Annotated in this window: 23 protein-coding genes; 11 read left to right on the forward strand and 12 right to left on the reverse strand. The window is 65.5% G+C overall.

The features are described 5' to 3' along the window. Positions 1 to 56: 56 nt before the first annotated feature. Both leuB and JF290_RS11400 read right to left on the reverse strand, forming a co-directional pair. Positions 57 to 1,163 carry a 3-isopropylmalate dehydrogenase gene (gene leuB, locus JF290_RS11395; protein WP_199025004.1) on the reverse strand — a complete coding sequence of 369 codons (1,107 nt, stop codon included), beginning with the start codon at positions 1,161 to 1,163 and terminating at the stop codon, positions 57 to 59. A 54-nt stretch (positions 1,164 to 1,217) separates the two neighbouring features. After that, positions 1,218 to 2,141: a LysR family transcriptional regulator gene (locus JF290_RS11400; RefSeq protein WP_199025005.1), complete on the reverse strand. Its 924-nt coding sequence runs from the start codon at positions 2,139 to 2,141 to the stop codon at positions 1,218 to 1,220. 96 nt (positions 2,142 to 2,237) lie between these two features. On the opposite strand from JF290_RS11400, the gene JF290_RS11405 reads away from it, so the two are divergent. After that, a complete protein-coding gene (locus JF290_RS11405) occupies positions 2,238 to 3,146 on the forward strand; it encodes a Rossmann-fold NAD(P)-binding domain-containing protein (protein WP_199025006.1) in 909 nt (302 codons plus the stop codon). Here JF290_RS11405 and JF290_RS11410 read toward each other — a convergent pair. From JF290_RS11410 to JF290_RS11430, 5 genes are read right to left on the reverse strand one after another with little or no spacing between them, the layout of a single operon-like run. Next, positions 3,096 to 4,181, reverse strand: a complete 1,086-nt coding sequence (locus JF290_RS11410; RefSeq protein ID WP_199025007.1) for an endonuclease/exonuclease/phosphatase family protein — start codon at positions 4,179 to 4,181, stop codon at positions 3,096 to 3,098. The genes JF290_RS11405 and JF290_RS11410 overlap by 51 nt on opposite strands. Continuing rightward, positions 4,182 to 4,787 (reverse strand): 3-isopropylmalate dehydratase small subunit, encoded by a 606-nt coding sequence (gene leuD, locus JF290_RS11415; RefSeq protein ID WP_199025008.1) that lies wholly within the window; start codon positions 4,785 to 4,787, stop codon positions 4,182 to 4,184. It lies immediately after the preceding gene. Positions 4,788 to 4,829: 42 nt separating this feature from the next. Continuing rightward, positions 4,830 to 5,384 carry an HdeD family acid-resistance protein gene (locus JF290_RS11420; RefSeq protein ID WP_199025009.1) on the reverse strand — a complete coding sequence of 185 codons (555 nt, stop codon included), beginning with the start codon at positions 5,382 to 5,384 and terminating at the stop codon, positions 4,830 to 4,832. Positions 5,385 to 5,417: 33 nt separating this feature from the next. Then, positions 5,418 to 6,821 carry a 3-isopropylmalate dehydratase large subunit gene (gene leuC, locus JF290_RS11425; protein WP_199025010.1) on the reverse strand — a complete coding sequence of 468 codons (1,404 nt, stop codon included), beginning with the start codon at positions 6,819 to 6,821 and terminating at the stop codon, positions 5,418 to 5,420. A 51-nt stretch (positions 6,822 to 6,872) separates the two neighbouring features. Further along, complete coding sequence (locus tag JF290_RS11430) at positions 6,873 to 6,971, reverse strand: isopropylmalate isomerase (RefSeq protein WP_199025011.1); 99 nt, start codon at positions 6,969 to 6,971, stop codon at positions 6,873 to 6,875. A 112-nt stretch (positions 6,972 to 7,083) separates the two neighbouring features. Between JF290_RS11430 and JF290_RS11435 the strand changes: the two genes are divergently transcribed. The 3 genes from JF290_RS11435 to rlmH all read left to right on the forward strand — a co-directional run bounded on the left by JF290_RS11435 (position 7,084) and on the right by rlmH (position 9,467). Beyond that, positions 7,084 to 8,442 (forward strand): mechanosensitive ion channel family protein, encoded by a 1,359-nt coding sequence (locus tag JF290_RS11435; protein ID WP_425503956.1) that lies wholly within the window; start codon positions 7,084 to 7,086, stop codon positions 8,440 to 8,442. 142 nt (positions 8,443 to 8,584) lie between these two features. Then, positions 8,585 to 8,947, forward strand: a complete 363-nt coding sequence (gene rsfS, locus JF290_RS11440) for a ribosome silencing factor (protein ID WP_227361761.1) — start codon at positions 8,585 to 8,587, stop codon at positions 8,945 to 8,947. Positions 8,948 to 8,996: 49 nt separating this feature from the next. Continuing rightward, on the forward strand, positions 8,997 to 9,467 hold the full coding sequence (gene rlmH, locus JF290_RS11445) for a 23S rRNA (pseudouridine(1915)-N(3))-methyltransferase RlmH (protein WP_199025014.1): 471 nt from the start codon (positions 8,997 to 8,999) through the stop codon (positions 9,465 to 9,467). Between the two features lie 69 nt (positions 9,468 to 9,536). On the opposite strand, the gene JF290_RS11450 is transcribed toward rlmH, so the two are convergent. Together JF290_RS11450 and JF290_RS11455 are read right to left on the reverse strand one after the other, a co-directional pair. Beyond that, entirely contained in the window at positions 9,537 to 9,893 is a 357-nt protein-coding gene (locus JF290_RS11450; protein ID WP_425503957.1) for a hypothetical protein, read from the reverse strand. Beyond that, a complete protein-coding gene (locus tag JF290_RS11455; protein WP_199025016.1) occupies positions 9,893 to 10,636 on the reverse strand; it encodes a DUF599 domain-containing protein in 744 nt (247 codons plus the stop codon). Before JF290_RS11455 ends, JF290_RS11450 begins: the two co-directional genes overlap by 1 nt. An 80-nt stretch (positions 10,637 to 10,716) precedes the next feature. Here JF290_RS11455 and JF290_RS11460 point away from each other — a divergent pair, with 80 nt between their 5' ends. The 5 genes from JF290_RS11460 to JF290_RS11480 all read left to right on the forward strand — a co-directional run bounded on the left by JF290_RS11460 (position 10,717) and on the right by JF290_RS11480 (position 16,178). Further along, entirely contained in the window at positions 10,717 to 12,165 is a 1,449-nt protein-coding gene (locus JF290_RS11460; protein ID WP_199025017.1) for an FAD-linked oxidase C-terminal domain-containing protein, read from the forward strand. 64 nt (positions 12,166 to 12,229) lie between these two features. After that, positions 12,230 to 13,357: an FAD-binding protein gene (locus JF290_RS11465; protein WP_199025018.1), complete on the forward strand. Its 1,128-nt coding sequence runs from the start codon at positions 12,230 to 12,232 to the stop codon at positions 13,355 to 13,357. 3 nt (positions 13,358 to 13,360) lie between these two features. After that, positions 13,361 to 14,683, forward strand: a complete 1,323-nt coding sequence (glcF, locus tag JF290_RS11470) for a glycolate oxidase subunit GlcF (protein WP_199025019.1) — start codon at positions 13,361 to 13,363, stop codon at positions 14,681 to 14,683. A 77-nt stretch (positions 14,684 to 14,760) separates the two neighbouring features. Continuing rightward, on the forward strand, positions 14,761 to 15,573 hold the full coding sequence (locus JF290_RS11475; protein ID WP_199025020.1) for a trypsin-like serine peptidase: 813 nt from the start codon (positions 14,761 to 14,763) through the stop codon (positions 15,571 to 15,573). Positions 15,574 to 15,710: 137 nt separating this feature from the next. Beyond that, on the forward strand, positions 15,711 to 16,178 hold the full coding sequence (locus tag JF290_RS11480; protein ID WP_199025021.1) for an Hsp20 family protein: 468 nt from the start codon (positions 15,711 to 15,713) through the stop codon (positions 16,176 to 16,178). 72 nt (positions 16,179 to 16,250) lie between these two features. On the opposite strand, the gene JF290_RS11485 is transcribed toward JF290_RS11480, so the two are convergent. Both JF290_RS11485 and JF290_RS11490 read right to left on the reverse strand, forming a co-directional pair. Continuing rightward, a complete protein-coding gene (locus JF290_RS11485) occupies positions 16,251 to 17,450 on the reverse strand; it encodes a cytochrome P450 (RefSeq protein ID WP_199025022.1) in 1,200 nt (399 codons plus the stop codon). A 70-nt stretch (positions 17,451 to 17,520) separates the two neighbouring features. Continuing rightward, positions 17,521 to 18,996, reverse strand: a complete 1,476-nt coding sequence (locus JF290_RS11490) for an NAD-dependent succinate-semialdehyde dehydrogenase (protein ID WP_199025023.1) — start codon at positions 18,994 to 18,996, stop codon at positions 17,521 to 17,523. Positions 18,997 to 19,081: 85 nt separating this feature from the next. On the opposite strand from JF290_RS11490, the gene JF290_RS11495 reads away from it, so the two are divergent. Both JF290_RS11495 and JF290_RS11500 read left to right on the forward strand, forming a co-directional pair. Continuing rightward, positions 19,082 to 19,867: an alpha/beta hydrolase gene (locus tag JF290_RS11495; RefSeq protein WP_199025024.1), complete on the forward strand. Its 786-nt coding sequence runs from the start codon at positions 19,082 to 19,084 to the stop codon at positions 19,865 to 19,867. 112 nt (positions 19,868 to 19,979) lie between these two features. Further along, on the forward strand, positions 19,980 to 21,188 hold the full coding sequence (locus JF290_RS11500) for a M24 family metallopeptidase (RefSeq protein ID WP_199025025.1): 1,209 nt from the start codon (positions 19,980 to 19,982) through the stop codon (positions 21,186 to 21,188). 43 nt (positions 21,189 to 21,231) lie between these two features. Here JF290_RS11500 and JF290_RS11505 read toward each other — a convergent pair whose 3' ends face one another. Continuing rightward, positions 21,232 to 21,570 carry a cupin domain-containing protein gene (locus tag JF290_RS11505; protein WP_199025026.1) on the reverse strand — a complete coding sequence of 113 codons (339 nt, stop codon included), beginning with the start codon at positions 21,568 to 21,570 and terminating at the stop codon, positions 21,232 to 21,234. Positions 21,571 to 21,730 lie beyond the last annotated feature (160 nt).

The following is a 21,730-nucleotide window of genomic DNA, read 5'->3' on the forward strand; positions in this document are numbered from 1 at the left end:
GTCCGCTTGGGCCTTGTGCACGCGCCCGGCCAGACTGCCCCGCGCGCGCACCGGGGTCAAAGGCTGGCGTCCAGCGCCGCCAGGATCGCGTCACCCATCTGGCGGGTGCTGACGGGCTCAACACCTTCCTCGCCGATCAGATCGGCGGTGCGCAGACCATCCGCCAACACCTTCTCGACCGCGGTCTCGATCCGTTTCGCCTCGTCGCCCTGATCGAAAGAATAGCGCAACGCCATGGCAAAGCTGAGGATACAGGCGATCGGGTTCGCCTTGCCCTGTCCGGCGATATCAGGGGCAGATCCGTGAACCGGTTCATACAGCGCCTTGGGGCGGCCATTGGCCATCGGCGCGCCGAGGCTGGCCGAGGGCAGCATGCCCAGGGAGCCGGTCAGCATTGCGGCAGCGTCAGACAGCAGGTCACCAAAGAGGTTGTCGGTCACGATCACGTCGAACTGCTTGGGCCAGCGGCAGAGCTGCATGGCGCCCGCATCGGCATACATGTGCGACAGCTCGACATCCGGGTAATCCTCGTCGTGGACCTTCTGGACCACCTCGCGCCAGAGGATGCCGCTTTCCATCACGTTGGCCTTTTCCATCGAGCAGACCTTGTTGCCCCGCTTGCGGGCCAGTTCGAAGGCCGAGCGCGCGACGCGATCGATCTCGCTCTCGGTATAGCGTTGGGTGTTGATGCCGACGCGTTCATTGCCTTCCTTGATGATGCCGCGCGGCTCACCGAAATAGATGCCACTGGTCAGTTCGCGCACGATCACGATGTCCAAACCGGCGACGACCTCACGCTTGAGACTACTGAAATCCGCCAGCGCATCGAAGCATTGGGCCGGGCGCAGGTTCGAGAACAGGTCCATCTCCTTGCGCAGGCGCAGCAGGCCGCGTTCGGGTTTGACGCTGAAATCGAGGTTGTCGTATTTCGGGCCGCCGACCGCGCCCAGAAGCACAGCGTCGACCTCCTGCGCCTTGGCCATGGTCTCATCCGTCAGGGGGGTGCCATGAGCGTCATAGGCCGCGCCGCCGACCAAATCCTCGGATACGTCAAAGGCAAGACCCCGCTTGTCGCCAAACCAGTCGATGACGCGCTTGACCTCGGCCATGACTTCGGGGCCGATCCCGTCACCGGGAAGAATGAGAAGCGAGGGGTTTGACATGCGAGGCTCTCCTGAATTGCCGATGACTGCCGATACCGCGCGCGCCTGCAAGGGTCAACAAGCTGACCCACGCTCGGCTTCGGTGCGGCAGACCCGGATGAGGCCCTCCAGGAGCATGTCCCAGACCCGACGCAGGCGCGGTGTCCGTCGCATCGCCTCATGCGCGGCAAGCCAGACAGGCAGCGGCGGGATCGACAGACCAAGGTCGATTTCCTCGACCAGCGGATCGGCGCGACCCACCCCGGTCTGCGAGAAGCCGATCCCGCAACCTGCCCGCACGAGCTCCCAGTAGATCGCCTGGTTGTCGCAGCGCGTGGCGAAAGCCTCGCGCCGCACCGGCCAGCCCATCCTGCGCATGGTGTCGAGGATCAGCTCGTTGCTGTCATAGCCGACCAGGTCATGGTTCAGGATGTCCTCCGGCGTCTCGGGCCGCCCCGCCCGGTTCAGGTAGCTTCCGGCGGCGAAGATCCCCAGCTGCAGGTCACCCACATGTCGCGCGACCACGTCGGCCTGGGTCGGGCGATACATCCGCACCGCGATGTCAGCCTGCCGGAACAGCAGGTTCTCGGTCCGGTCCGATGGCAGCAGGTCGATCTGGATCGCCGGTTCGGCGCGGCGGATGTCGGCGAGGATCGGCGGCAGCAGGTAGTGGCTTGCGAAAACGCTCGCGGTCAGGCGCACGGTTCCGGCGATGCGCTGCGCCTGACCGGCGGCGGTCAGCGCCATCTGCTTCATCGATTCGTCCATGCGGCGCGCCATCGGCAACAGGTCCGCCCCGCCCTGCGACAGATTCAGACCGCGCGCGTGACGGTCAAAGAGGGCCATGCCCAGGTCGTCTTCGAGGGCCTTGATATGACGACCAAGCGTCGGCTGGCTGCGCCCCAACCTCTGCGCTGCCCCGGTCAGGGAGCCGGTTTCTGCGACCGCTAGAAAGCTCTGGATGAGCGACCAATCGGTCAGGGGAAGCACCTTATCCATTCATCCGTGAATAACATACCGCCGTTTTTCCGCAATATGCCGCGGAAATGCGAATGGGTATATTCTTGCAACATCTCAACGAAAGGAGACTTTGCCATGTCCCAGACAGTTCTGATCCTCGGTGCCTCCGGCCGATTTGGACGCCATGCCGCGACAGCGTTTCAAGCGCAGGGCTGGACCGTAAGCCGCTTTGACCGGGCACGCGACGACCTCATGACCGCTGCGCGCGGCGCGGATGTGATCGTGGCCGGTTGGAACCCGGCCTATCCCGACTGGCCCGACCAGGTCACCAGGCAGCACGAACAAATCATCGAAGCCGCCCGCGCCACGGGAGCGACGGTGCTGCTGCCGGGCAACGTTTATGTGTTCGGCCCGGACACCCCAGCCCCCTGGGGGTCCGACACGCCGCATCGCGCGACCAACCGGATGGGCCGGATCCGGGTCGAGATGGAGGACGCTTACCGCCAGTCGGGTGTGCGCACCATCCTGCTGCGGGCAGGAGACTTCCTCGACACCGAAGCCTCGGGAAACTGGTTCGACAAGATCCTGACGAAATCCCTGGACCGGGGCGTGTTCCGGTATCCGGGACGGCCCGATATTCCCCACGCCTGGGCCTGGCTACCCGATTTCGCCCGCGCCGCTGTCAACCTCGCCGAGATGCGCGACACGCTGCCCTCTTTCATCGATATCCCGTTTCCCGGCTATACGCTCAGCGGGCAACAGATGGCGGATACGCTGGCGCGGGTGTCGCCCGGCCCTGTCCGATTGAAACGGATGTCCTGGCTGCCCCTGGTTCTGGCCAGCCCGGTCTGGCCGATGGGGCGGTGCCTGCGCGAAATGCGCTATCTTTGGGACACGCCGCACTGGCTCGATCCATGCAAATTCGCCGAGGTCCTGCCCGATTTTCAAAGTACGCCGGTTGAACGGGCCCTAACCCGAGCGATCGACCGGTCGTCAATCCAGCGCCAGATCGACCCAGACCAGACGGTGCCGGCTGGCCTTTGAGGCCTCGGCATGGCCGGCCTGATCGAGGGCGGGCCAGTATACCCCGGCATCGATCACGCGCCAATCGCGTGACGGCAGAACGTAGTCGACTCGCAATCTACCCGGCCGCTCCCAATCGACCGTGTCCAGCGCGTTTTCACCCGCATGGCCCTGATCCGCCGCTTCCGCCGCGCCAGCGCTGGCAGGTCGCGGGTCCTGCAATCTGGGATCGCTCAGCAGAGTCATGATAGCGTCGGAACGCCCGTCGCTGTCATGCGGGTCGAGATTGGCGCCGCCTGCCAGCACGAACCGATCGGGCGCGGGACCGAATGCGCCATCCAGAACCAGTTGCCACAGCCGGATCTCATCGTGGTTGCGCCTGCCATTGCGGTCTTCGGGGCCGTCAAAGACAGGCGGACCGGCCTGAAAGGTCAGAAGGTCGAAATCTCCACCTTCCGGCAACGTGATCGGCACGATCCAATGCCCTGTGCTGGACAGGCGCTGCACATCCATAGCCTCTTCGGACGGAAACAGACCGCCATCGGGGCGCCTTGGAAGCAAGGCCCCGGGCATGTCCTTCCAGAGAAGCGCCGACAGGTCGCGCACCTCGTCCCGGCGGATCGGCAGGCGGGACAGCACCGCGATGCCGCCCTGCCCCGTGAAGGCACCAAATCCCTGCGCATCGCCCGGCCCGCCAAGACGACCGTCGCCGTCAAGATCATGATCGCTCGCCATGCCGCTGTTGGGCATCGGCGCGAAGCGGTGCGGATAAGGTGCGCCAGCCTCGGCCAGGCGCGCGGCGAAGGCGGTCAGCGCCGCTTGGTCGTAGTCCCAGTCGAAACCCTGGATCACGAGGATATCGGGCGATACCTCGGCGATCACCGCCACCACGGCGGCGATGTCGGCCACGTCATCCTTCCCGAGGTCGCGTAGCAGCAGACCCGGGCCATCGCGCTCAAGTTCGGTGTTGAACGTGGCGATCCGCAAGTCCTGCGCCCCCAGCAACAACGGGACGCAGGACAGGACAAGAGCAAGCAGGATCGCGCGCGGGGTCATTCAGACCCAGGGACGCTCCATCGCGGCCTTGGACTCGAACGCATCGATGGCCGAGGCTTTCTCCATCGTCAGGCCGATGTCGTCGAGCCCTTCGATCAAGCAATGTTTCTTGAAGGAGTCGATCTCGAAGGCGAAGCTCTCGCCGTCCGATGTGGTCACCGTCTGCGCCTCCAGATCCACGGTCATGCGCGCGTTGGCGCCCTTTTCCGCATCCTTCATCAGCACGTCGACCGCCTTCTGCGGCAGCGCGATCGGCAGGATGCCGTTCTTGAAGCAGTTGTTGTAGAAGATGTCGGCGAAGCTGGGCGCGATGACGCAGCGGATGCCGAAATCCTTGATCGCCCATGGCGCGTGCTCACGCGAGCTGCCACAGCCGAAATTGTCGCCCGCGACCAGGATCTCCGCATCGCGATACTGCGGCTTGTTCAGCACGAAATCGGGGATCTCGTTGCCATCGTCATCATAGCGCATCTCGTCGAACAGGTTGATGCCCAGACCCGAGCGCTTGATCGTCTTGAGAAACTGCTTGGGGATGATCATGTCGGTATCGACGTTGATCAGCGGCATCGGCGCCGCCACCCCGGTGAGCGTTGTGAACTTGTCCATATGTGTCTCCGATGGGACGGCGCGAGGCCGCCCCGCATTGGGTTACTTGTCGAGCCGCTGTTCCAGCTTTTCCTTCAGCTCGCCCTTCGCGGTGCGCAGGAAGAGCGCCAGAGCGATCAGGCCGGAGCCGTTGAACAGCATTTCGATGCCCAGAAGCAGACCCAGCAGGCTGGGGGCGACCGAGGCGAAATTGGCGAAAATATAACCTGCCAGCAGCACCGAGAGCGCGCCCGATAACAGCATCATCCAGAAGAACGGCGTCTCCCGCATCTGGAAGGCGGTGATCAGGCGGGCAACGCCACTTGCGGCAAAGAGGATGGCGACCAGCATGGTCAGCGAGATCACGCCCTGCAGCGGGTGCCAGATCAGCGACAGGCCCAACAGCAGCATCAGAACACCGAGGCCGATGCCGAGGAACTTGCCCCACGCCCCTTCCTCACCGAAACCGGCGACGAACTGGATGCCACCGGACAGCATGAACAGGATGCCGGCCAGAAGCGTGACGCTGATCGACGCGGCGACAGGGTTGGCCAGAACGAAAATGCCGAACGCGATCGACAATATTCCGAGGATGAGCCACTTGACCCAGAGTTTCATGATGCAATTCCTTTTTGTCTGTTTGCCAACATCTTACATCATTTCCCGCACGTCGGTAAGATGTCCCGTGATGGCGGCGGCGGCGGCCATCGCCGGGCTGAGCAGGTGGGTGCGTCCGCCGCGGCCCTGCCGGCCCTCGAAATTGCGGTTGCTGGTCGCCGCACAGCGTTCGCCCGGGCTCAGCTGGTCCGGGTTCATCGCGAGGCACATCGAACAGCCCGCAAGACGCCATTCGAATCCGGCCTCCTTGAAGATGTCGGCCAGGCCTTCCTCTTCCGCCTGTGCCCGGACGAGTCCGGAACCCGGCACGACCATGGCGCGCAGACCGTCCTTGATCTTCTTGCCCTTCAGGATCGCGGCGGCGGCGCGCAGGTCCTCGATCCGGCCATTGGTGCAGGAGCCGATGAACACCGTGTCGATCTCGATCTCGCTCAGCGGCGTGCCGGGCGTCAGTCCCATGTAGTCGAGCGACCGCTTCGCAGCGTCGACCTTGCCACCCGTGAAATCGGACGGGTCGGGCACGGTCGCGGTGATCGGCAGGACGTCCTCGGGGCTGGTGCCCCAGGTGACGACCGGGGCGATGTCCTCGCCCTTGATGGTGACGACCTTGTCCCAATGGGCATCGTCGTCGGAATAGAGCGTCTTCCACCAAGCCATCGCCGCTTCCCACTGCGCCCCTTTCGGCGCATGCGGACGACCCTTGCAGTATTCAAAGGTCTTTTCATCGGGCGCGATCAGGCCGGCGCGCGCACCGCCCTCGATCGCCATGTTGCAGACCGTCATCCGGCCTTCCATCGACAGGTCACGGATCGCCTCACCGCAATACTCGATGACATAGCCGGTGCCTCCGGCGGTGCCGGTCTTGCCGATCACCGACAGGGTGATGTCCTTGGCGGTCACGCCCGGGCGCAGCTTGCCGGTGATCTCGACCTTCATGTTCTTGCCCTTGCGCTGGATCAGCGTCTGGGTCGCCAGAACGTGCTCGACCTCCGAGGTTCCGATGCCGTGCGCCAGAGCGCCGAAGGCACCGTGAGTCGCGGTGTGGCTATCGCCGCACACGACCGTCATGCCCGGCAGGGTCCAGCCCTGTTCGGGGCCGACGATATGCACGATGCCCTGCCGAACGTCGGACACGGGGTAGTAGTGAATCCCGAAATCGGCGGCGTTCTTGTCCAGCGCCTCGACCTGGATCTTGCTCTCGGGGTTCTCGATCCCCTTGGCGCGGTCCAGCGTCGTCGGAACGTTGTGGTCGGGCACCGCGATGGTCTTGTCCGGCGCGCGCACGGTGCGGCCGGTCATCCGCAGGCCTTCAAAGGCCTGCGGGCTGGTCACCTCGTGCACGAGGTGGCGGTCGATGTAGAGAAGGCAGGTGCCGTCTTCGGCCTCGTGGGCGACATGGGCATCCCAGATCTTGTCATAGAGTGTCTTGGGGGACATAGGTCCTCTCCCGTTTCTTGGAATCTGTCAGGGGTGGCGCAGGCGGAGCGCTCAACGGCGGGCAAGAATCGTGCGGGCAGCCCCGAAGAACCGCTCGCGCAGGCGGCTGCGGTCACCGAGGTCGAGTCTGAACTGTCCCGCAAGTGTCATGCGATTGAGATACAGGCAGGTCGGCCGCCGTTCAAGGACGGAAACGGACGCGCCACGCATGGCTTGCGCAATGCCCGGACCCGTGCAAGCCTGCCGCGACGAAAGGCGCGACATGGAAACGATCGAGGACACCACCGGGTCACTGTTGATGACGCTCCGGCTGCTCTACGAGCAGATCGTCGACCAGTTGGCCTGGGTCCTGACGCCGGGTTGGCGACAGTACCAGGTGCTGATCATCCTCGGCCTGATCCTGCTGTCCTGGGCACTGAAAGAGCTCCTCGCGCCGCGGATTGACGACTGGGCGCGGTCCCGCGAAGGCTGGCCGAAATGGCGGCTGCGGCTGATCGTGCAGTTCCGCGACCGGCTGGGGCTGATCAGCTTCGCGATCTGCGCCTGGGCGGTCTTTGCGATCATGCACGAGGTGACCTGGCCGTCGCGCAGCTACCTGATCGGGCTCGCTGCAACGCTGGCCACCTTCTGGGCCCTGATCGGCTTCGTGACACGGCTGGTCAAGAACCGTGCGCTCCGGCGCGTGGTGAAATGGGGTCTCTGGATCTACGCCACCTTCTACGCGCTGGATCTCGATGACGAGGCGGCCGAGTTCCTCGACGGCTTGTCGATCGGGGTCGGCGATTTCTCGGTCTCGGTTCTGGTGCTGCTGAAGGCGCTGATCCTGATCTGGGTGCTGCTGTTCCTCGCGCGCCTCTTCGCCAAGACCATCGAGGGCAGCCTGCGCCGGAACGAGGACATCTCGCCCTCAATGCAGGAGCTGGGCACCAAGGCGGTGCAGGTCCTGGCCTACGGTTTCGTGTTCATGGTCGGCGTCAAGGCGCTCGGGTTCGATCTGACCGGGCTGGCCTTCCTGTCCGGCGCGATCGGCGTCGGCATCGGCTTCGGCCTGCAGAAGGTGGTGTCGAACCTGATCTCGGGCATCATCATCCTTCTGGACAAGTCGATCAAGCCGGGCGACGTGATCTCCTTGGGCGACACGTTCGGCTGGATCAACGCGCTGGGGGCCCGCTATGTCTCGGTCGTCACGCGGGACGGGCGCGAATACCTGATCCCGAACGAGGACCTGATCACCGGACAGGTGGTGAACTGGTCGCATTCCAACGAATTCGTGCGTCTCGACATCTTTTTCGGCACCGCCTACGGCGACGATCCGCACAAGGTGCGCCGCATCGCTGTCGAGGCAGCGGCGGGGGTGAGCCGCGTGTTGAGCAGTCCCAACGCGCCGGTCTGTCACATCGTCGGCTTCGGTGACAGCAGCGTCGACTACATCCTGCGTTTCTGGATCGTCGATCCGACAAAGGGGCTGACCAACATCAGGGGAAATGTCTACCTGGCGCTCTGGGACGCGTTCCGGGAGCATGAAATCTCGATCCCCTTCCCGCAGCGGGAGGTCCGGATGCTCGGCGACGCGGTGCCCGATCAAACGGCAAAATCCGCGACGTCACAGGACGAAGAATAGCTGTGCAATTGAAATGGCAGGGGTTCCTTGCTATTTTGAGGTCATCCCCAGCGCCGGGGGACAGTCGGCGTGCCACAAGGAGGACGATGTCCTGTCAATCCAAGGTGAAGCGGCACTGTCCGCTGATGACCGGGCCGGTCTCGTGACCGCCCAAGCCCAGCCAGGCAGCGATGAGTTGCTGGCCCGCATCCTCACCTCACTCCAAGATGACAAGGCCGAAGATGTCGTGCAGATCGATCTGCGCGGCAAGACCGAGATCGGCGATTACATGGTCATCGCCTCGGGACGTTCGACCCGTCAGGTCTCGGCCATGGCCGAGAAACTGGTGGACCGGCTCAAGCAGGAGTTCGGCCGCGCCAGCAAGGTCGAGGGAAAGGACACGGGCGATTGGGTGCTGATCGACACGGGTGACGTGATCGTTCACATCTTCCGGCCCGAGGTTCGGGAGTTCTATCAGTTGGAAAAGATGTGGTTGCCCGCCGGCGCCACAGCCAAGACCAACTGAGGCCGCCAAGACCGCGCACCTGACGGGCGCGGCCATCGGGACGTGAACCGTGCGCGTGACGATTTGCGCGGTCGGTCGCCTGCGGGCGGGGCCGGAGCTTTCCCAGATCGAAGACTACCTGACCCGGTTCGACCGGACCGGCCGCGCTATCGGGCTGGGTCCGGCACGCATCGTCGAGGTCGAGGATCGCAAGCGCGGCGGCATGGCCGGCGAGGCGGAGCTGCTGCGCCGCGCGGTTCCCAAGGGCGCCGCCGTCTGCGCGTTGGACGAACGCGGCGCGCAGATCGACTCGGTGGATTTCGCCGAGCGGATGGCGTCTTGGCGCGACGAGGGGCGGAGCGAACTGGCCTTTCTGATCGGCGGAGCCGACGGGCTTGATAAAAGCCTGCGCCGTCAAGCCGACATGAGCCTGTCCTTCGGCAAAATGGTCTGGCCGCACATGCTGGTGCGGGTGATGCTGGCAGAACAGCTCTATCGCGCCACGACGATCCTGACCGGCGGCCCCTATCATCGGGCATGACTCGGCGGACGCGCTACAGCGCGACACCATTATTCGCGATTTGCCAAAGGCAAATCGGGCGCGGGATCCTCAGGGCAGGGTCACGGTTTCGGTATGCCCCGACCAGCCGTCGACCGAGCAGCGCGCTTCTATCCGGACCGTCCGCGTGCCGTCAGGAATCGGCACGCCCGACAGCGCGCGGGTAAACGGCTGTTCCGTCACATGCGGATGCAGCAGTTCGCGCAGACCGAGCTCACGCCCCTCCATGTCGAGCACGCGCCAGCCGTCGGCATAGTGCTCCCAGCCTGTATCGGGATGCGAGAGCGTGACCTCTATGGTCCAGCCATCCGGCCCCTGTTTCGCGGAAACGTCCTCGATGGCAGGCGGATCGGCCCGCACCTGAACCACGGCGACGCACAGGGTGGCGACAATGCAGGCCTGTTTCATCATCTTGTCCTTTCAGGCTGTTCGTCAGGTTGCATGGGCCCGGGATCCGCCGGGACCCGCAACAGGACCGTGCGCGACCGGGAAGCGAATTCACGCCGGTAGAGCACCGCGATGGTCAGCCCCGAGGCAATCATCAACGCAACCGGTCCCAGCAACCATGCGACGCTGGCGAGCGAGAAATAGGTCGCCCGCATCGCCCGGTTGAAGCTGCGCGCAGCAGTGATGCTGATATCGGCGGCCTGGGCCGCGCGCGGATGCGCCAGGGGTGCCGCAGGATCGTTCGGCACCGCCGCCATGAGCACCGAGCAATAGCCGAAAAGCCGGTGCGCCCAGACGAACTTCAGGAAGGCATTGGCGAGAAAGGCCAACACCACCAGCAGCTTGAACTCCCAGACCATCGCGGGCGCGCGCCCGAGCGTCAGATCTCCCACCACATCGGCAAGCTGGTCGGTATTGCCGATCACGGCGAACCCGCCACCCAGCGCGATCATCGCCGCCGAGGCGAAGAAGGCCGTGCCCTGCCGCAGGTTGCTGATCAGCTGGCCGTCGAACACACGCGGATCGCGGCGCACCATCTGGTGCATCCAGTCGCGGCGAAACCCCTCCATCAGGATCGAGACCGAGGGCTTGTCCGGTTTCGGGTGCTCGATCCGCCAGCCGATCCAGAGCGCCCCGAGGAGCGCGAAGGCGAAGGCCACGTAGTCCAGCGGGCTGAACCAGGCAATGATCGGTGGCACGGTCATGCCGCGACATTAGGCGCAACGGAAAGCGCTTGCCAGACGGCAAAATTGGTAATAACTTTTTACCAAACACGGAGTGTGCCATGGAAATGCCCCTTCCCGATCCCGCGATCATCGCCCGCAAGGCGCGGCTTGCCGCCCGGTTGAGGGAGGTGTTGCCACCCGACGCGGTGATCGAGGAGGAGTCCGAGACCCGTGCCTACGAGTGCGATGCACTGACGGCCTACAAATGCCCACCGTTGCTGGCGGTCCTGCCGACCACCACGCAGGAAGTATCGGACGTTCTCAAAATCTGCCACGCCGAGGGCGTTCCGGTCGTGCCGCGCGGCGCCGGCACCTCGCTGGCCGGGGGCGCGCTGCCGACGGCGGATTGCGTGATCCTCGGTGTCGCGCGAATGAACGCGGTGCTGGAGACCGACTACGACAACCGATTCATCCGGGTGCAGACCGGGCGCACGAACCTTTCGGTGACGGGTGCGGTCGAAGAAATGGATTTCTTCTACGCCCCCGACCCGTCGAGCCAGCTGGCCTGTGCCATCGCGGGCAACATCGCAATGAACTCGGGCGGGGCGCATTGCCTGAAATACGGGGTCACCACCAACAACCTGATGGGCGTGACCATGGTGCTGATGGATGGAACGGTGGTCGAGATCGGCGGCGCGCATCTGGATGCGCCCGGTCTCGACCTGCTGGGCGTGATCTGCGGTTCGGAGGGGCAGATGGGCGTGGTGACCGAAGCGACCCTGCGCATCCTGCGCAAGCCCGAAGGCGCGCGGCCGGTCCTGATGGGGTTCAACAGCGCCGAGGTGGCCGGTGCCTGCGTCGCCGACATCATCAAGGCCGGCGTGCTTCCGGTGGCGATCGAGTACATGGACCGTCTGTGCATCGAGGTGACGGACGAGTTTTCCGGCGCCGGCTATCCCGATTGCGACGCCCTGCTCATCGTCGAGGTCGAGGGATCGGATGCCGAGATCGACGCGCAACTGGGCGTCATCATGCAGATCGCCCGCAAGCACGACCCGGTGGAATTGCGGGAAAGCAAGTCACCGGAGGAAAGTGCGAAGATCTGGCTGGGGCGGAAATCGGCCTTCGGCGCGGTTGGACAGATCAACGATTACATGTGTCTTGACGGCACCATCCCGGTCTCGGCCCTGCCGCGTGTGCTGAAAGGCATCGGTGAGTTGTCGGAGAAGTACGGGCTGCAGGTCGGCAACGTGTTCCATGCCGGGGACGGCAACATGCACCCGCTGATCCTGTTCGACGCCAACAAGCCGGGGGACCTCGAGCTCTGCGAGCAGATGGGGGCGGACGTGCTGAAGCTCTGTGTCGAGGTCGGCGGCTGCCTGACCGGGGAACATGGCGTGGGAATCGAGAAGCGTGACCTGATGCTGCATCAATACGGACCGGAGGACCTGGAGGCGCAGATGGCGGTGAAGGACGTGTTCGATCCGGCCTGGCTCTTGAACCCCGCGAAGGTCTTCCCGCTGTCGGTGTCGCACAGTCGCAGGACGGTGCCAGTAGCGGCCGAATGAAGGGGCCAGCCCCTCTTGGCCTGCGGCCAATTCACCCCGGAGTATTTGGACGAAGATGAAGATCATGACCCCGAAGAGCGAGGCCGAACTGTCGGACCTGTTGTCGAGTGCGGATTCGCCCCTGTTGGTGCAGGGGGGCGGCACGCGCGGGATCGACCTGCCCGGTGATCGGCTGAGCACCACGGATCTGAGCGGGGTATCGCTGTACGAGCCCGGCGCGTTGACGCTGGTGGCCGGGGCGGGCACGCCTCTGCGCGAGATCGAGGCCGTGTTGCAGGGCGAGGGGCAGCGCCTGGCCTTCGAGCCGATGGATTGCCGCAAGCTGCTGGGCACGAACGGGGAGCCGACGATCGGCGGCGTGGTGGCGGCGAACCAGTCGGGACCGCGGCGCATCCAGGCCGGCGCCTGTCGCGATCACTTGCTGGGCGTGCGTTATGTCGATGGCACCGGCACGATCATCAGGAATGGCGGGCGGGTGATGAAGAACGTGACCGGCTATGATCTCGTCAAGCTGATGGCCGGCAGCTGGGGGACCCTCGGCGTTCTGACCGAAGTGGCGCTCAAGGTGCTGCCGCGCGCCGATACGGAGGAAACGGTTCTGATCGGCGGCTGCGATGCACAGGTGGCCGTGCGGGCGATGTCGGCGGCGCTGGGATCGCCCTTCGAAGTGAGCGGCGCGGCGTTCGATCCGGCGGCGGACCGGGTGTTGATCCGCATCGAGGGGTTCGCCGAGTCGGTGTCCTATCGCGCGGAGCGTCTGTCCGCGTTGCTGGACGGGTTCGGCGCGATCGGGCGGTCCGGGGAGGCGGAATCGCGACAGCTTTGGGCGGACCTGCGCGACGTGGCGCAGTTCCACGACCGGCCCGGCGATGTCTGGCGGCTATCCGTCAAGCCGAGCGATGCGCCCGAAATCGCGGCGCGGCTCGAGGCGGATGGCGTGCTGTATGACTGGGGCGGCGGGTTGATATGGGCGCTCATGCCCGAGGGCACGGACCTGCGCACCCGCGCCGGACGGTTCAACGGCCATGCCACTTTGGTGCGCGCGCGGGCGCAGGACCGGGCGCGGCTCGGCATGTTCCATCCCGAACCCGAGGCGATCGCGGCGATCAGCGCCGGGTTGCGGGCCCGGTTCGACCCGCGCGGAGTCTTGAATCCCGGGCTCATGGGGCGACCGGAACCGGTGGGAGCCTGACAGATGCAGACGAGTTTCAGCCCCGAGCAACTGGCCGACCCGGCCATCGCGCGCAGCAACGAGATCCTGCGCAAATGCGTGCATTGCGGCTTCTGTACCGCCACCTGCCCCACCTATCAGGTACTTGGAGACGAGCTCGACAGCCCGCGCGGGCGCATCTACCTGATCAAGGACATGCTCGAGAACGAGCGGGTGCCGGACGCCAAGACCGTCAAGCATATCGACCGCTGCCTCAGCTGCCTGGCCTGCATGACGACCTGTCCCTCGGGCGTACATTACATGCACCTGGTCGATCATGCCCGCGAGTATATCGAGAAGACCTACAAGCGCCCCCTTGGCGACCGGGCGCTGCGTTGGATCCTCGCGCGGATCCTGCCCTATCCGACGCGGTTCCGGATCGCCCTGCTGGGCGCCAAGATCGGGCGACCTTTCAAACGCCTGATGCCTGACGCCCGGCTGCGGGCGATGCTCGAGATGGCGCCGAAGGTCATTCCCCCGGTCAGCCGCAATGACGATCCGCAGAGCTTCGCACCGGAAGGGCAACGCCGGATGCGGGTCGCCCTGATGACCGGCTGCGCGCAGAAGGCGCTGAACACCGACATCAACGACGCGACGATCCGCCTGCTGCGCCGGTTTGGCTGCGAGGTCGTGGTGGCCGAAGGTGCCGGCTGTTGCGGAGCGCTGACCCATCACATGGGCAAGACGGAAGAAAGCCACGCCACGGCGGCGAAGAACATCCGCGCCTGGGCCCGTGAGATGGATGGCGACGGGCTCGATGCCATCGTGATCAACACTTCCGGCTGCGGCACCACGGTCAAGGATTACGGCCACATGTTCCGGGGCGAGGCGCTGGCCGGGGATGCGGCGCGGGTCTCGGCGATCGCGATGGACGTGAGCGAGCTTCTGGTGAAGCTGGACTTGCCCAAGGGCACCGAAACCGGCCTGACGGTCGCCTATCACGCCGCCTGTTCGCTGCAGCACGGCCAAAAGATCAAATCCTACCCCAGGGACCTGTTGAAATCGGCCGGGTTCACGGTGGTCGAGCCCGCCGACAGTCACCTGTGCTGCGGCTCGGCCGGCACCTACAACCTGATGCAGCCCGAGATCTCGGGGCAGTTGAAGGCGCGCAAGATCCGCACGCTCGAGGCCAAGGCCCCCGATGTCATCGCGGCAGGCAATATCGGCTGCATGATGCAGATCGGCTCCGGCACCGCGGTGCCGGTCGTGCACACGGTCGAACTGATCGACTGGGCGACGGGCGGGCCGCAACCGCCGGCGCTGTCAGGCGACGGCACGGCTGTGTCCGACGTGCCGATCCTCAGATAATTCGCAGCCTCCGCCCTATTCTTGCCGCAGGCTTCGGATAATCTGATCGCGGTGTGGATTTTTGGGGTGATGAAACGGTGGGACTCCGTGCATCTGTTTTTGTGCTCGCGCTTCTGGCGGGTGGAGCGGCGGCGCAGGACGGTCGGCTGGAACGGCTCGACACGACCGAGGCGGGCCGTGCGTGGGAAGCCGTCGGACGCCTCGATTTCCGCGGCAGCGGTTTCTGCACCGGGACTCTGATCGCGCCCGACCTGGTCCTCACGGCCGCCCACTGCCTGTTCGACCGCCAGACGAAGGCGCGGATCGCGCTCGACAGCGTCGAGTTCCTGGCCGGCTGGCGCAACGGGCGCGCTTCGGCCTATCGCGCGGTCCGGCGGGCGGTGGTGCATCCCGACTACCGGTTCGGCGAGGCGATCTCGGCGGCACGGGTGCGCAACGACGTCGCCCTGCTGGAATTGCAGCACCCGATCAACAACACCACGGTGACGCCGTTCGACACCGCGGCGCGACCCGGACAGGGCGAAGCGGTCGGCGTGGTCTCCTATGCCCATGATCGGGCCGAGGCCCCTTCCCTGCAGGAGGTCTGCGACGTGATGGCCCGCCAGCAGGGGGTGCTCGTCATGTCCTGCGATGTCGATTTCGGCTCCTCCGGCGCCCCGATCTTTTCCTTCGCGGGCGGCATACCGCGGATCGTGTCGGTCGTCTCCGCCAAGGCCGAGTTGGACGGGCGCCGCGTGGCGCTCGGCACCGCGCTCGACGAACCGCTGGCCCGGCTGCGTGGCGAACTGGCGCGGGGCGCGGGCTACGGACTCGACCCGTCGCCGACGGTGAACCGGCTCAGGGTCGGGCAGGAGCGACGCGACACCGGTGCGAAGTTCATCAGGCCCTGACCGCGCGGGTCTTGACAGCGCCACAGGCGCTTCCCATCTCAATCAGGCCGGAACGCCACAACGGGTTCCGGCACGTGAAACCGCCCGTCCAAACCGGAGGGCACATGTCAATCGCTCTATGAATGAGGATACAGACCATGCGTACATTCGACTTCGCTCCGCTGCACCGCGCCACCGTTGGCTTCGATCAGATCGCCGATCTGATGGACCGCGTGATGACCAACGATGTGGGCCAGTCCAGCTACCCCCCCTACAACATCGAGAAGACCGCCGCGGATTCCTACCGCATCTCGATCGCCGTCGCCGGCTTTTCGGCCAACGACCTGATGGTCGAGGTCAAGGAAAACGCTCTCGTCGTCGCCGCACGCAAGGCCGAGGATGACAGCGAACGCACCTACCTCCATCGTGGCATCGCCACCCGCGCCTTCGAGCGCCGCTTCCATCTGGCCGACCACGTGCGCGTCACCGGCGCCAGCCATGTCGACGGCATGCTGCATATCGACCTCGAGCGGGAGGTGCCCGAAGCGCTGAAGCCGCGCCGGATCGAGATTGCCACGACCAAGGCTGTCGACACCGACGTCGTCGATGCCAAGGCCGTGAACTGACAAAAGCCGAACCTCCGACTTACCTTATCGGACGGCTGCCGGCCCCGCGCCTTCGGGCGCGGGGTCTTTTTGTCAGATCCGCACCTGCATCGGCCCGAGGGTGCGCACCGCGCCATAGCCGCGCAGCCGCACCGGCGGCCCATCGAGCGACAAGTCGGGGGCAAGCCGCGCCAGCGCCTTGAGGGCTTCTTCCAGCTCGATTCGGGCCAGCGCCTCGCCAAGGCACCGATGCGGGCCGCCACCAAACACAGGGTGCAGCCGCGGATGATCGCTGCGGGTGATGTCAAAGCGGTTCGGATCGGCATAGATCGCGGGATCGCGCAGCGCGGTCAGCATCGATGCGGCGACGAAAGTGCCCTTGGGCAGCAGGTATCCCTCGACCTCGCGCGGCTCGGTACTGATCCGGGCCAGCGAACCGATCACCGGATCAAAGCGCAGCCCCTCGGAGACCGCCGCCGGCGCCCATCTGTCCGGGTCGGAAACCAGCATGGCCCACTGGTCGGGATGTAGCAGCAATTGCGACACCGTTGCCGTCAACGCGCCCCGCGTGGTGTCGGACCCGGCGACGACCAGCCCGACCATCTGCGCCCGCACCTCGTTCTCGTCCAGCGGTCCACCGGCGACGCGATCCAGGTAGGCCGTCAGGAAATCCTCCTGCGGAGCCGCACGGCGATCGGCGATCAGCCCGGCGACATAGCGGTACAGCGCCGCCATGTCCGCATCCGATTCGGCGCGTATCTCTTCCGAGCAGATCGAAAGCCCCCGGATCGCGGAATAGACGTGGCGCGCGAACAGATCGGTGTCCTTCTCGGGCGCGCCGATGATCGCGGCGATGACCCGCGCCGGCATCGGCCCGGCGATCTCGGCGACGAAATCGACCGCGCCCGTGCCGCGCAGCGGCGCGATCATGCGTTCCGCACGTTCGGCGATGCCGGGGCGCAGTTCGGCGATGACCTTGTGGGCGAAGGTCCGCACCAGCGGCCCGCGCCGGTTGCGGTGGGTCTGGCCGTTGGCGAACAGGACCATGTCGCGCACGAAATCGAACATCGGCCCGCTGGTCACGCCCGCGGCCCACATCGCTTCGAGCTCGACCTGCCGGGTCCAGCGGTCGTCGTTGAACGCCTCCATCTGCGCCATGGAAAAGCCCGACACGATGCCGAACTTGTCACGCGCGAGCGGTCCCTGCCGCCACGCCGCCTGCATGAAGTCGTGATCGCCCTGCCCGTCGATGTAGTCGGGAAAGGGCGGGATATCCTTGACGGTGCGGGTCATGCGCCGAAGCCTAGCGCGGATTTCCGCGGCTCGGCGCATGACCTCGCGTCATGCGCGATGTCGACCCCGGTCAGACCGACATGCAGATGTATTTCATCTCGAGGTAATCCTCGATCCCGTGATGACTGCCTTCGCGGCCAAGCCCCGATTGCTTGACGCCACCAAACGGCGCGACCTCTGTCGAGATGATGCCGGTGTTGACGCCGACGATGCCATATTCCAGCGCCTCGGCCACCTTGTAGACCCGGCTGAGGTCACGGGCATAGAAATAGGCCGCCAGACCAAAGATCGTGTCGTTGGCCATGGCGATCACCTCGTCCACGTCATCGAACTTGAACAGCGGCGCCAGCGGGCCGAAGGTTTCCTCCTTGGCCACGGCCATCTCCTGCGTCACCCCGGTCACGACCGTGGGCTGGAAGAAGGTGCCGCCCAGATCGTGCCGGTTGCCGCCGGTCAACACCTCGCCGCCCTTCGCGGTCACGTCGCCCAGATGCTCCAGCACCTTGTCGACCGCCTCCTGGTTGATCAGCGGCCCGGTGGTCACGCCCTCGTTCAGACCGTCGCCCACGTTCAGCTTCTCGACCGCCGCCTTCAGCTTCTCGGCGAACGCGTCATAGATCCCGGCCTGCACATAGATGCGGTTTGCGCAGACACAGGTCTGGCCGTTGTTGCGGAACTTGCACATCATCGCGCCTTCGACGGCGGCATCCAGATCGGCGTCGTCGAACACGATGAACGGCGCGTTGCCGCCCAGCTCCATCGAGCATTTCATCACCTGGTCAGCGGCCTGTTTCAGCAGGATGCGCCCGACTTCGGTCGACCCCGTGAAGGTCAGCTTGCGCACCGCCGGGTTCTCGCAGAACTCCTTGCCGATCTCGCTGGCCGAGGAGCTCGTGACCACGTTGAAGATGCCCGCCGGCAGACCGGCGCGATCCGCCAGCACGCCCATCACCAGCGCCGACAGCGGCGTTTCCTTGGCCGGGCGCGCGACAAAGGCGCAACCGGCGGCCAACGCGGGCGCGGCCTTGCGGGTGATCATCGCGTTCGGGAAATTCCACGGCGTGATCGAGGCGGCCACCCCGATCGGCTGTTTCAGCACCATGATGCGCTTGTCGCGCTGGTGGCCGGGGATGGTCTCGCCATAGACGCGCTTGGCCTCCTCGGCGAAGAACTCGACGAAAGACGCGCCATAGGCGATCTCGCCCACCGCCTCGTTCAGCGGCTTGCCCTGTTCGGCGGTCAGGATCGTGCCCAGGTCCTGCGCGTTCTCCATCATCAGGTCGAAGAACTTGCGCAGCAGCCCCGCGCGCTCCTTGCCGGTCATCGCAGCCCAGTCCTTCTGCGCCGCCTCGGCCTGCGCGATGGCATCGGCCACCTGTGCGCGGCTCAGGTCGGCGACCTCGGCGATCACGTCGCCACGGGCCGGGTTGATGACTTTGAAGGTGCCATTGTCACCATCGACCCATTGCCCGCCCACATAGGCCTGTGTCGCAAGCAGGTCGGGATCGTTCAGCAGCGATCTGAGATCGGTTGTTGCATCCAGCATTGGGTGTCCTCCCGGAAAAATCCACTCGCAGAGGGAAAACAGGTGGGGCAAGATTTGTCTAGGGCAACATCGGGGAAACGGCGGCATGGAGCTGGACGACGCTTACGCCAACGGGGCGCACATACCGGGATCGGACGCTTTTCCGCCGCGATGGCAGGCCGAAGCCGCCGCGTTTCGCGACGGGCTGGGCCGCCGCGCCGAGCTGGGTCTGCGCTATGGTGACAGCGCGCGGCAGGCCTTCGACCTGTTTCACCCCGAAGGCTCCGCACGGGGCACGGTGATCTTCGTGCATGGGGGCTATTGGCGAGAGACCGACCGCAGCCTCTGGTCGCACCTTGCCGCCGGGCCTCTGGCGCGCGGCTGGGCGGTGGCGATGCCGTCCTACGATCTCTGTCCCACTGTCCCGATCGCCGCTATCACCCGGCAGATCGCAACCGCGCTGCAGGCGATCGCCGGGCGCACGCAGGGTCCGATCGCGCTCACCGGCCATTCCGCAGGCGGGCACCTGGCGGCGCGGATGCTCGACCCGGCGCTGACGCCGCCGGGCGTGGCCGGGCGGCTGGGCGCCGTGGTGCCGATCTCGCCGCTCTCGGATCTGCGCCCGCTCCTGCGCACCTCGATGAACGCCGATTTCGGCATGGACGAGGCCGCGGCACGGGCCGAAAGCCCGGTCCTGATGACCGACCGCCACCCGGCTCGCGTGACCGTCTGGGTCGGCGCGGACGAACGCCCCGTCTTCCTCGACCAGGCGCGCTGGCTGGCCAGGGCATGGCGCGCGGAACTGGTGATCGCACCCGACCGCCACCATTTCGACGTGATCGACCCGTTGACGGACCCCGAAAGCGACCTCGTGCGTCGCTTGACGGCTTGATTTTCGCCTCCGGTTCCCGCAAGCCATCCCCAGCCGGCGATGGCGTCGCCGGTCCGCTTTGCGATCCAATCCGTCCTGAACGCCGGGACCTTTCTGAAAAGGAGGGTCTGCTATGACCGCACGCCCCGACATGTACCGCTTTCACAACGGCGAAAAGGCCGTTCTGCCGTTCCAACCAGCCGAATACGAGGCCCGTATCGCCGAGCTGCGCGAACGCATGGAAGCCGCCGGCGCCACCGCCGCCGTCTTCACGTCGATGCACAATATCGCCTATTACTCGGGCTTTCTCTACTGCGCGTTCGGCCGGCCCTACGGCCTGGTCGTGACGGAAACCGAATGCGTCACCATCTCGGCCGGGATCGACGCGGGTCAGCCCTGGAGGCGCAGTTTCTGCGACAACATCACCTACACCGACTGGCAGCGGGACAATTTCTGGCGCGCCGTGCTGTCCGTCACCGGCACCGGCGGCGTCATCGGCTATGAGGGCGACCACCTCAGCCTGATGCAGCGCGACAAGCTCGAGGACTTCCTGCAACCGCTCACGATGGTGGACCTGTTCGAAACCACCATGCGCCAGCGGATGCACAAGTCCGAGGCCGAGATCGCGCTGATCCGGCAAGGCGCGCAGGTCGCCGACGTCGGCGGCTACGCGATCCGCGACGCGATCCGCGCGGGCGTGCGCGAAATCGACGTGGCGATGGCCGGACGCGACGCGATGGAGCTGGAAATCGCCAAGCGCTTCCCCGACGCCGAATACCGGGACACCTGGGTGTGGTTCCAGTCGGGCCTCAACACGGATGGCGCGCACAACCCGGTGACGGGCCGCGTCCTGGAACGCGGCGACATCCTGTCGCTCAACACCTTCCCGATGATCTCGGGCTATTACACCGCGCTCGAACGCACCCTGTTCGTGGAGACCGTGGACGACGCCAGCCTTGCGATCTGGGAGGCCAACGTCGCCGCGCATGAATACGGCATGTCGCTGTTGCAACCGGGCGCCAGCTGCGCGGACGTCACCAACAAGATCAACGCCTTCTTCGCCGAGCGCGACCTCCTGCAATACCGCACCTTCGGCTATGGCCATTCCTTCGGGGTCCTGTCGCATTACTACGGCCGCGAGGCCGGGCTGGAACTGCGCGAGGATATCGACACCGTGCTCGAACCCGGCATGGTGATCAGCATGGAACCGATGCTGACCATCGGGCAGGGCCAGCCGGGTGCCGGCGGCTACCGCGAGCACGACATCCTGGTGATCACCGAAGACGGCAACGAGAACATCACCGGTTACCCCTACGGTCCCGACTTCAACGTCGTCGGCTGAGTCCTACGGCGACACGCCCGCGCCGGGCACGGATGCGGGCGTGTCACAGCCGGATCACGTAATCCTTGCGGGTGGTCTCGATCACCTCCCAGGTGCCGCTGAACCCCGGCCGCAGCACAAAGCTGTCGCCCGCGGTCACGACGTGCTCGTGACCCTCGGCATCTGCAATCACCGATCGGCCCGACAGGATGCGGCAATACTCCCATTCCTCGTAGCGGATATGCCATTTGCCAGGCGTCGACTCCCAGATCCCGCAATAAAGACCGTCACGCTCTTCAAGATTCCAGGTCGTGAACACCGGGTCGCCCGCGATCAACCGGTCGGGCGCGGGGCGGTCGATTTCGCCGGGACCGTCCGGGGCGACGGGAAAGATCAGGGGCATGGGCGGTTCCTTCTCGATGGATCGCGCGAAACCTGCGGCAAACCTGTGGAATGCACAAGACACCACCGCGCAAGGCAAGGCCGCGCGGCGGCGGCAACACCGCCTGCATCTTGCACCTTGGCGCAATCTTTGCCATTGCCACAGCAACACATTCCCAAGC

The organism is Sedimentitalea arenosa (genome assembly GCF_016428585.1).
Lineage (GTDB): Bacteria > Pseudomonadota > Alphaproteobacteria > Rhodobacterales > Rhodobacteraceae > Sedimentitalea > Sedimentitalea arenosa.

Coding starts and splice junctions, on each gene's coding strand:
- leuB (WP_199025004.1), bottom strand. CDS start 1,163: ATGTCAAACCCCTCGCTTCTCATTCTTCCCGGTGACGGGATCGGCCCC.
- JF290_RS11400 (WP_199025005.1), bottom strand. CDS start 2,141: ATGGATAAGGTGCTTCCCCTGACCGATTGGTCGCTCATCCAGAGCTTT.
- JF290_RS11405 (WP_199025006.1), top strand. CDS start 2,238: ATGTCCCAGACAGTTCTGATCCTCGGTGCCTCCGGCCGATTTGGACGC.
- JF290_RS11410 (WP_199025007.1), bottom strand. CDS start 4,181: ATGACCCCGCGCGCGATCCTGCTTGCTCTTGTCCTGTCCTGCGTCCCG.
- leuD (WP_199025008.1), bottom strand. CDS start 4,787: ATGGACAAGTTCACAACGCTCACCGGGGTGGCGGCGCCGATGCCGCTG.
- JF290_RS11420 (WP_199025009.1), bottom strand. CDS start 5,384: ATGAAACTCTGGGTCAAGTGGCTCATCCTCGGAATATTGTCGATCGCG.
- leuC (WP_199025010.1), bottom strand. CDS start 6,821: ATGTCCCCCAAGACACTCTATGACAAGATCTGGGATGCCCATGTCGCC.
- JF290_RS11430 (WP_199025011.1), bottom strand. CDS start 6,971: ATGACACTTGCGGGACAGTTCAGACTCGACCTCGGTGACCGCAGCCGC.
- JF290_RS11435 (WP_425503956.1), top strand. CDS start 7,084: ATGGAAACGATCGAGGACACCACCGGGTCACTGTTGATGACGCTCCGG.
- JF290_RS11450 (WP_425503957.1), bottom strand. CDS start 9,893: ATGAAACAGGCCTGCATTGTCGCCACCCTGTGCGTCGCCGTGGTTCAG.
- JF290_RS11455 (WP_199025016.1), bottom strand. CDS start 10,636: ATGACCGTGCCACCGATCATTGCCTGGTTCAGCCCGCTGGACTACGTG.
- JF290_RS11460 (WP_199025017.1), top strand. CDS start 10,717: ATGGAAATGCCCCTTCCCGATCCCGCGATCATCGCCCGCAAGGCGCGG.
- JF290_RS11465 (WP_199025018.1), top strand. CDS start 12,230: ATGACCCCGAAGAGCGAGGCCGAACTGTCGGACCTGTTGTCGAGTGCG.
- glcF (WP_199025019.1), top strand. CDS start 13,361: ATGCAGACGAGTTTCAGCCCCGAGCAACTGGCCGACCCGGCCATCGCG.
- JF290_RS11480 (WP_199025021.1), top strand. CDS start 15,711: ATGCGTACATTCGACTTCGCTCCGCTGCACCGCGCCACCGTTGGCTTC.
- JF290_RS11485 (WP_199025022.1), bottom strand. CDS start 17,450: ATGACCCGCACCGTCAAGGATATCCCGCCCTTTCCCGACTACATCGAC.
- JF290_RS11490 (WP_199025023.1), bottom strand. CDS start 18,996: ATGCTGGATGCAACAACCGATCTCAGATCGCTGCTGAACGATCCCGAC.
- JF290_RS11495 (WP_199025024.1), top strand. CDS start 19,082: ATGGAGCTGGACGACGCTTACGCCAACGGGGCGCACATACCGGGATCG.
- JF290_RS11500 (WP_199025025.1), top strand. CDS start 19,980: ATGACCGCACGCCCCGACATGTACCGCTTTCACAACGGCGAAAAGGCC.
- JF290_RS11505 (WP_199025026.1), bottom strand. CDS start 21,570: ATGCCCCTGATCTTTCCCGTCGCCCCGGACGGTCCCGGCGAAATCGAC.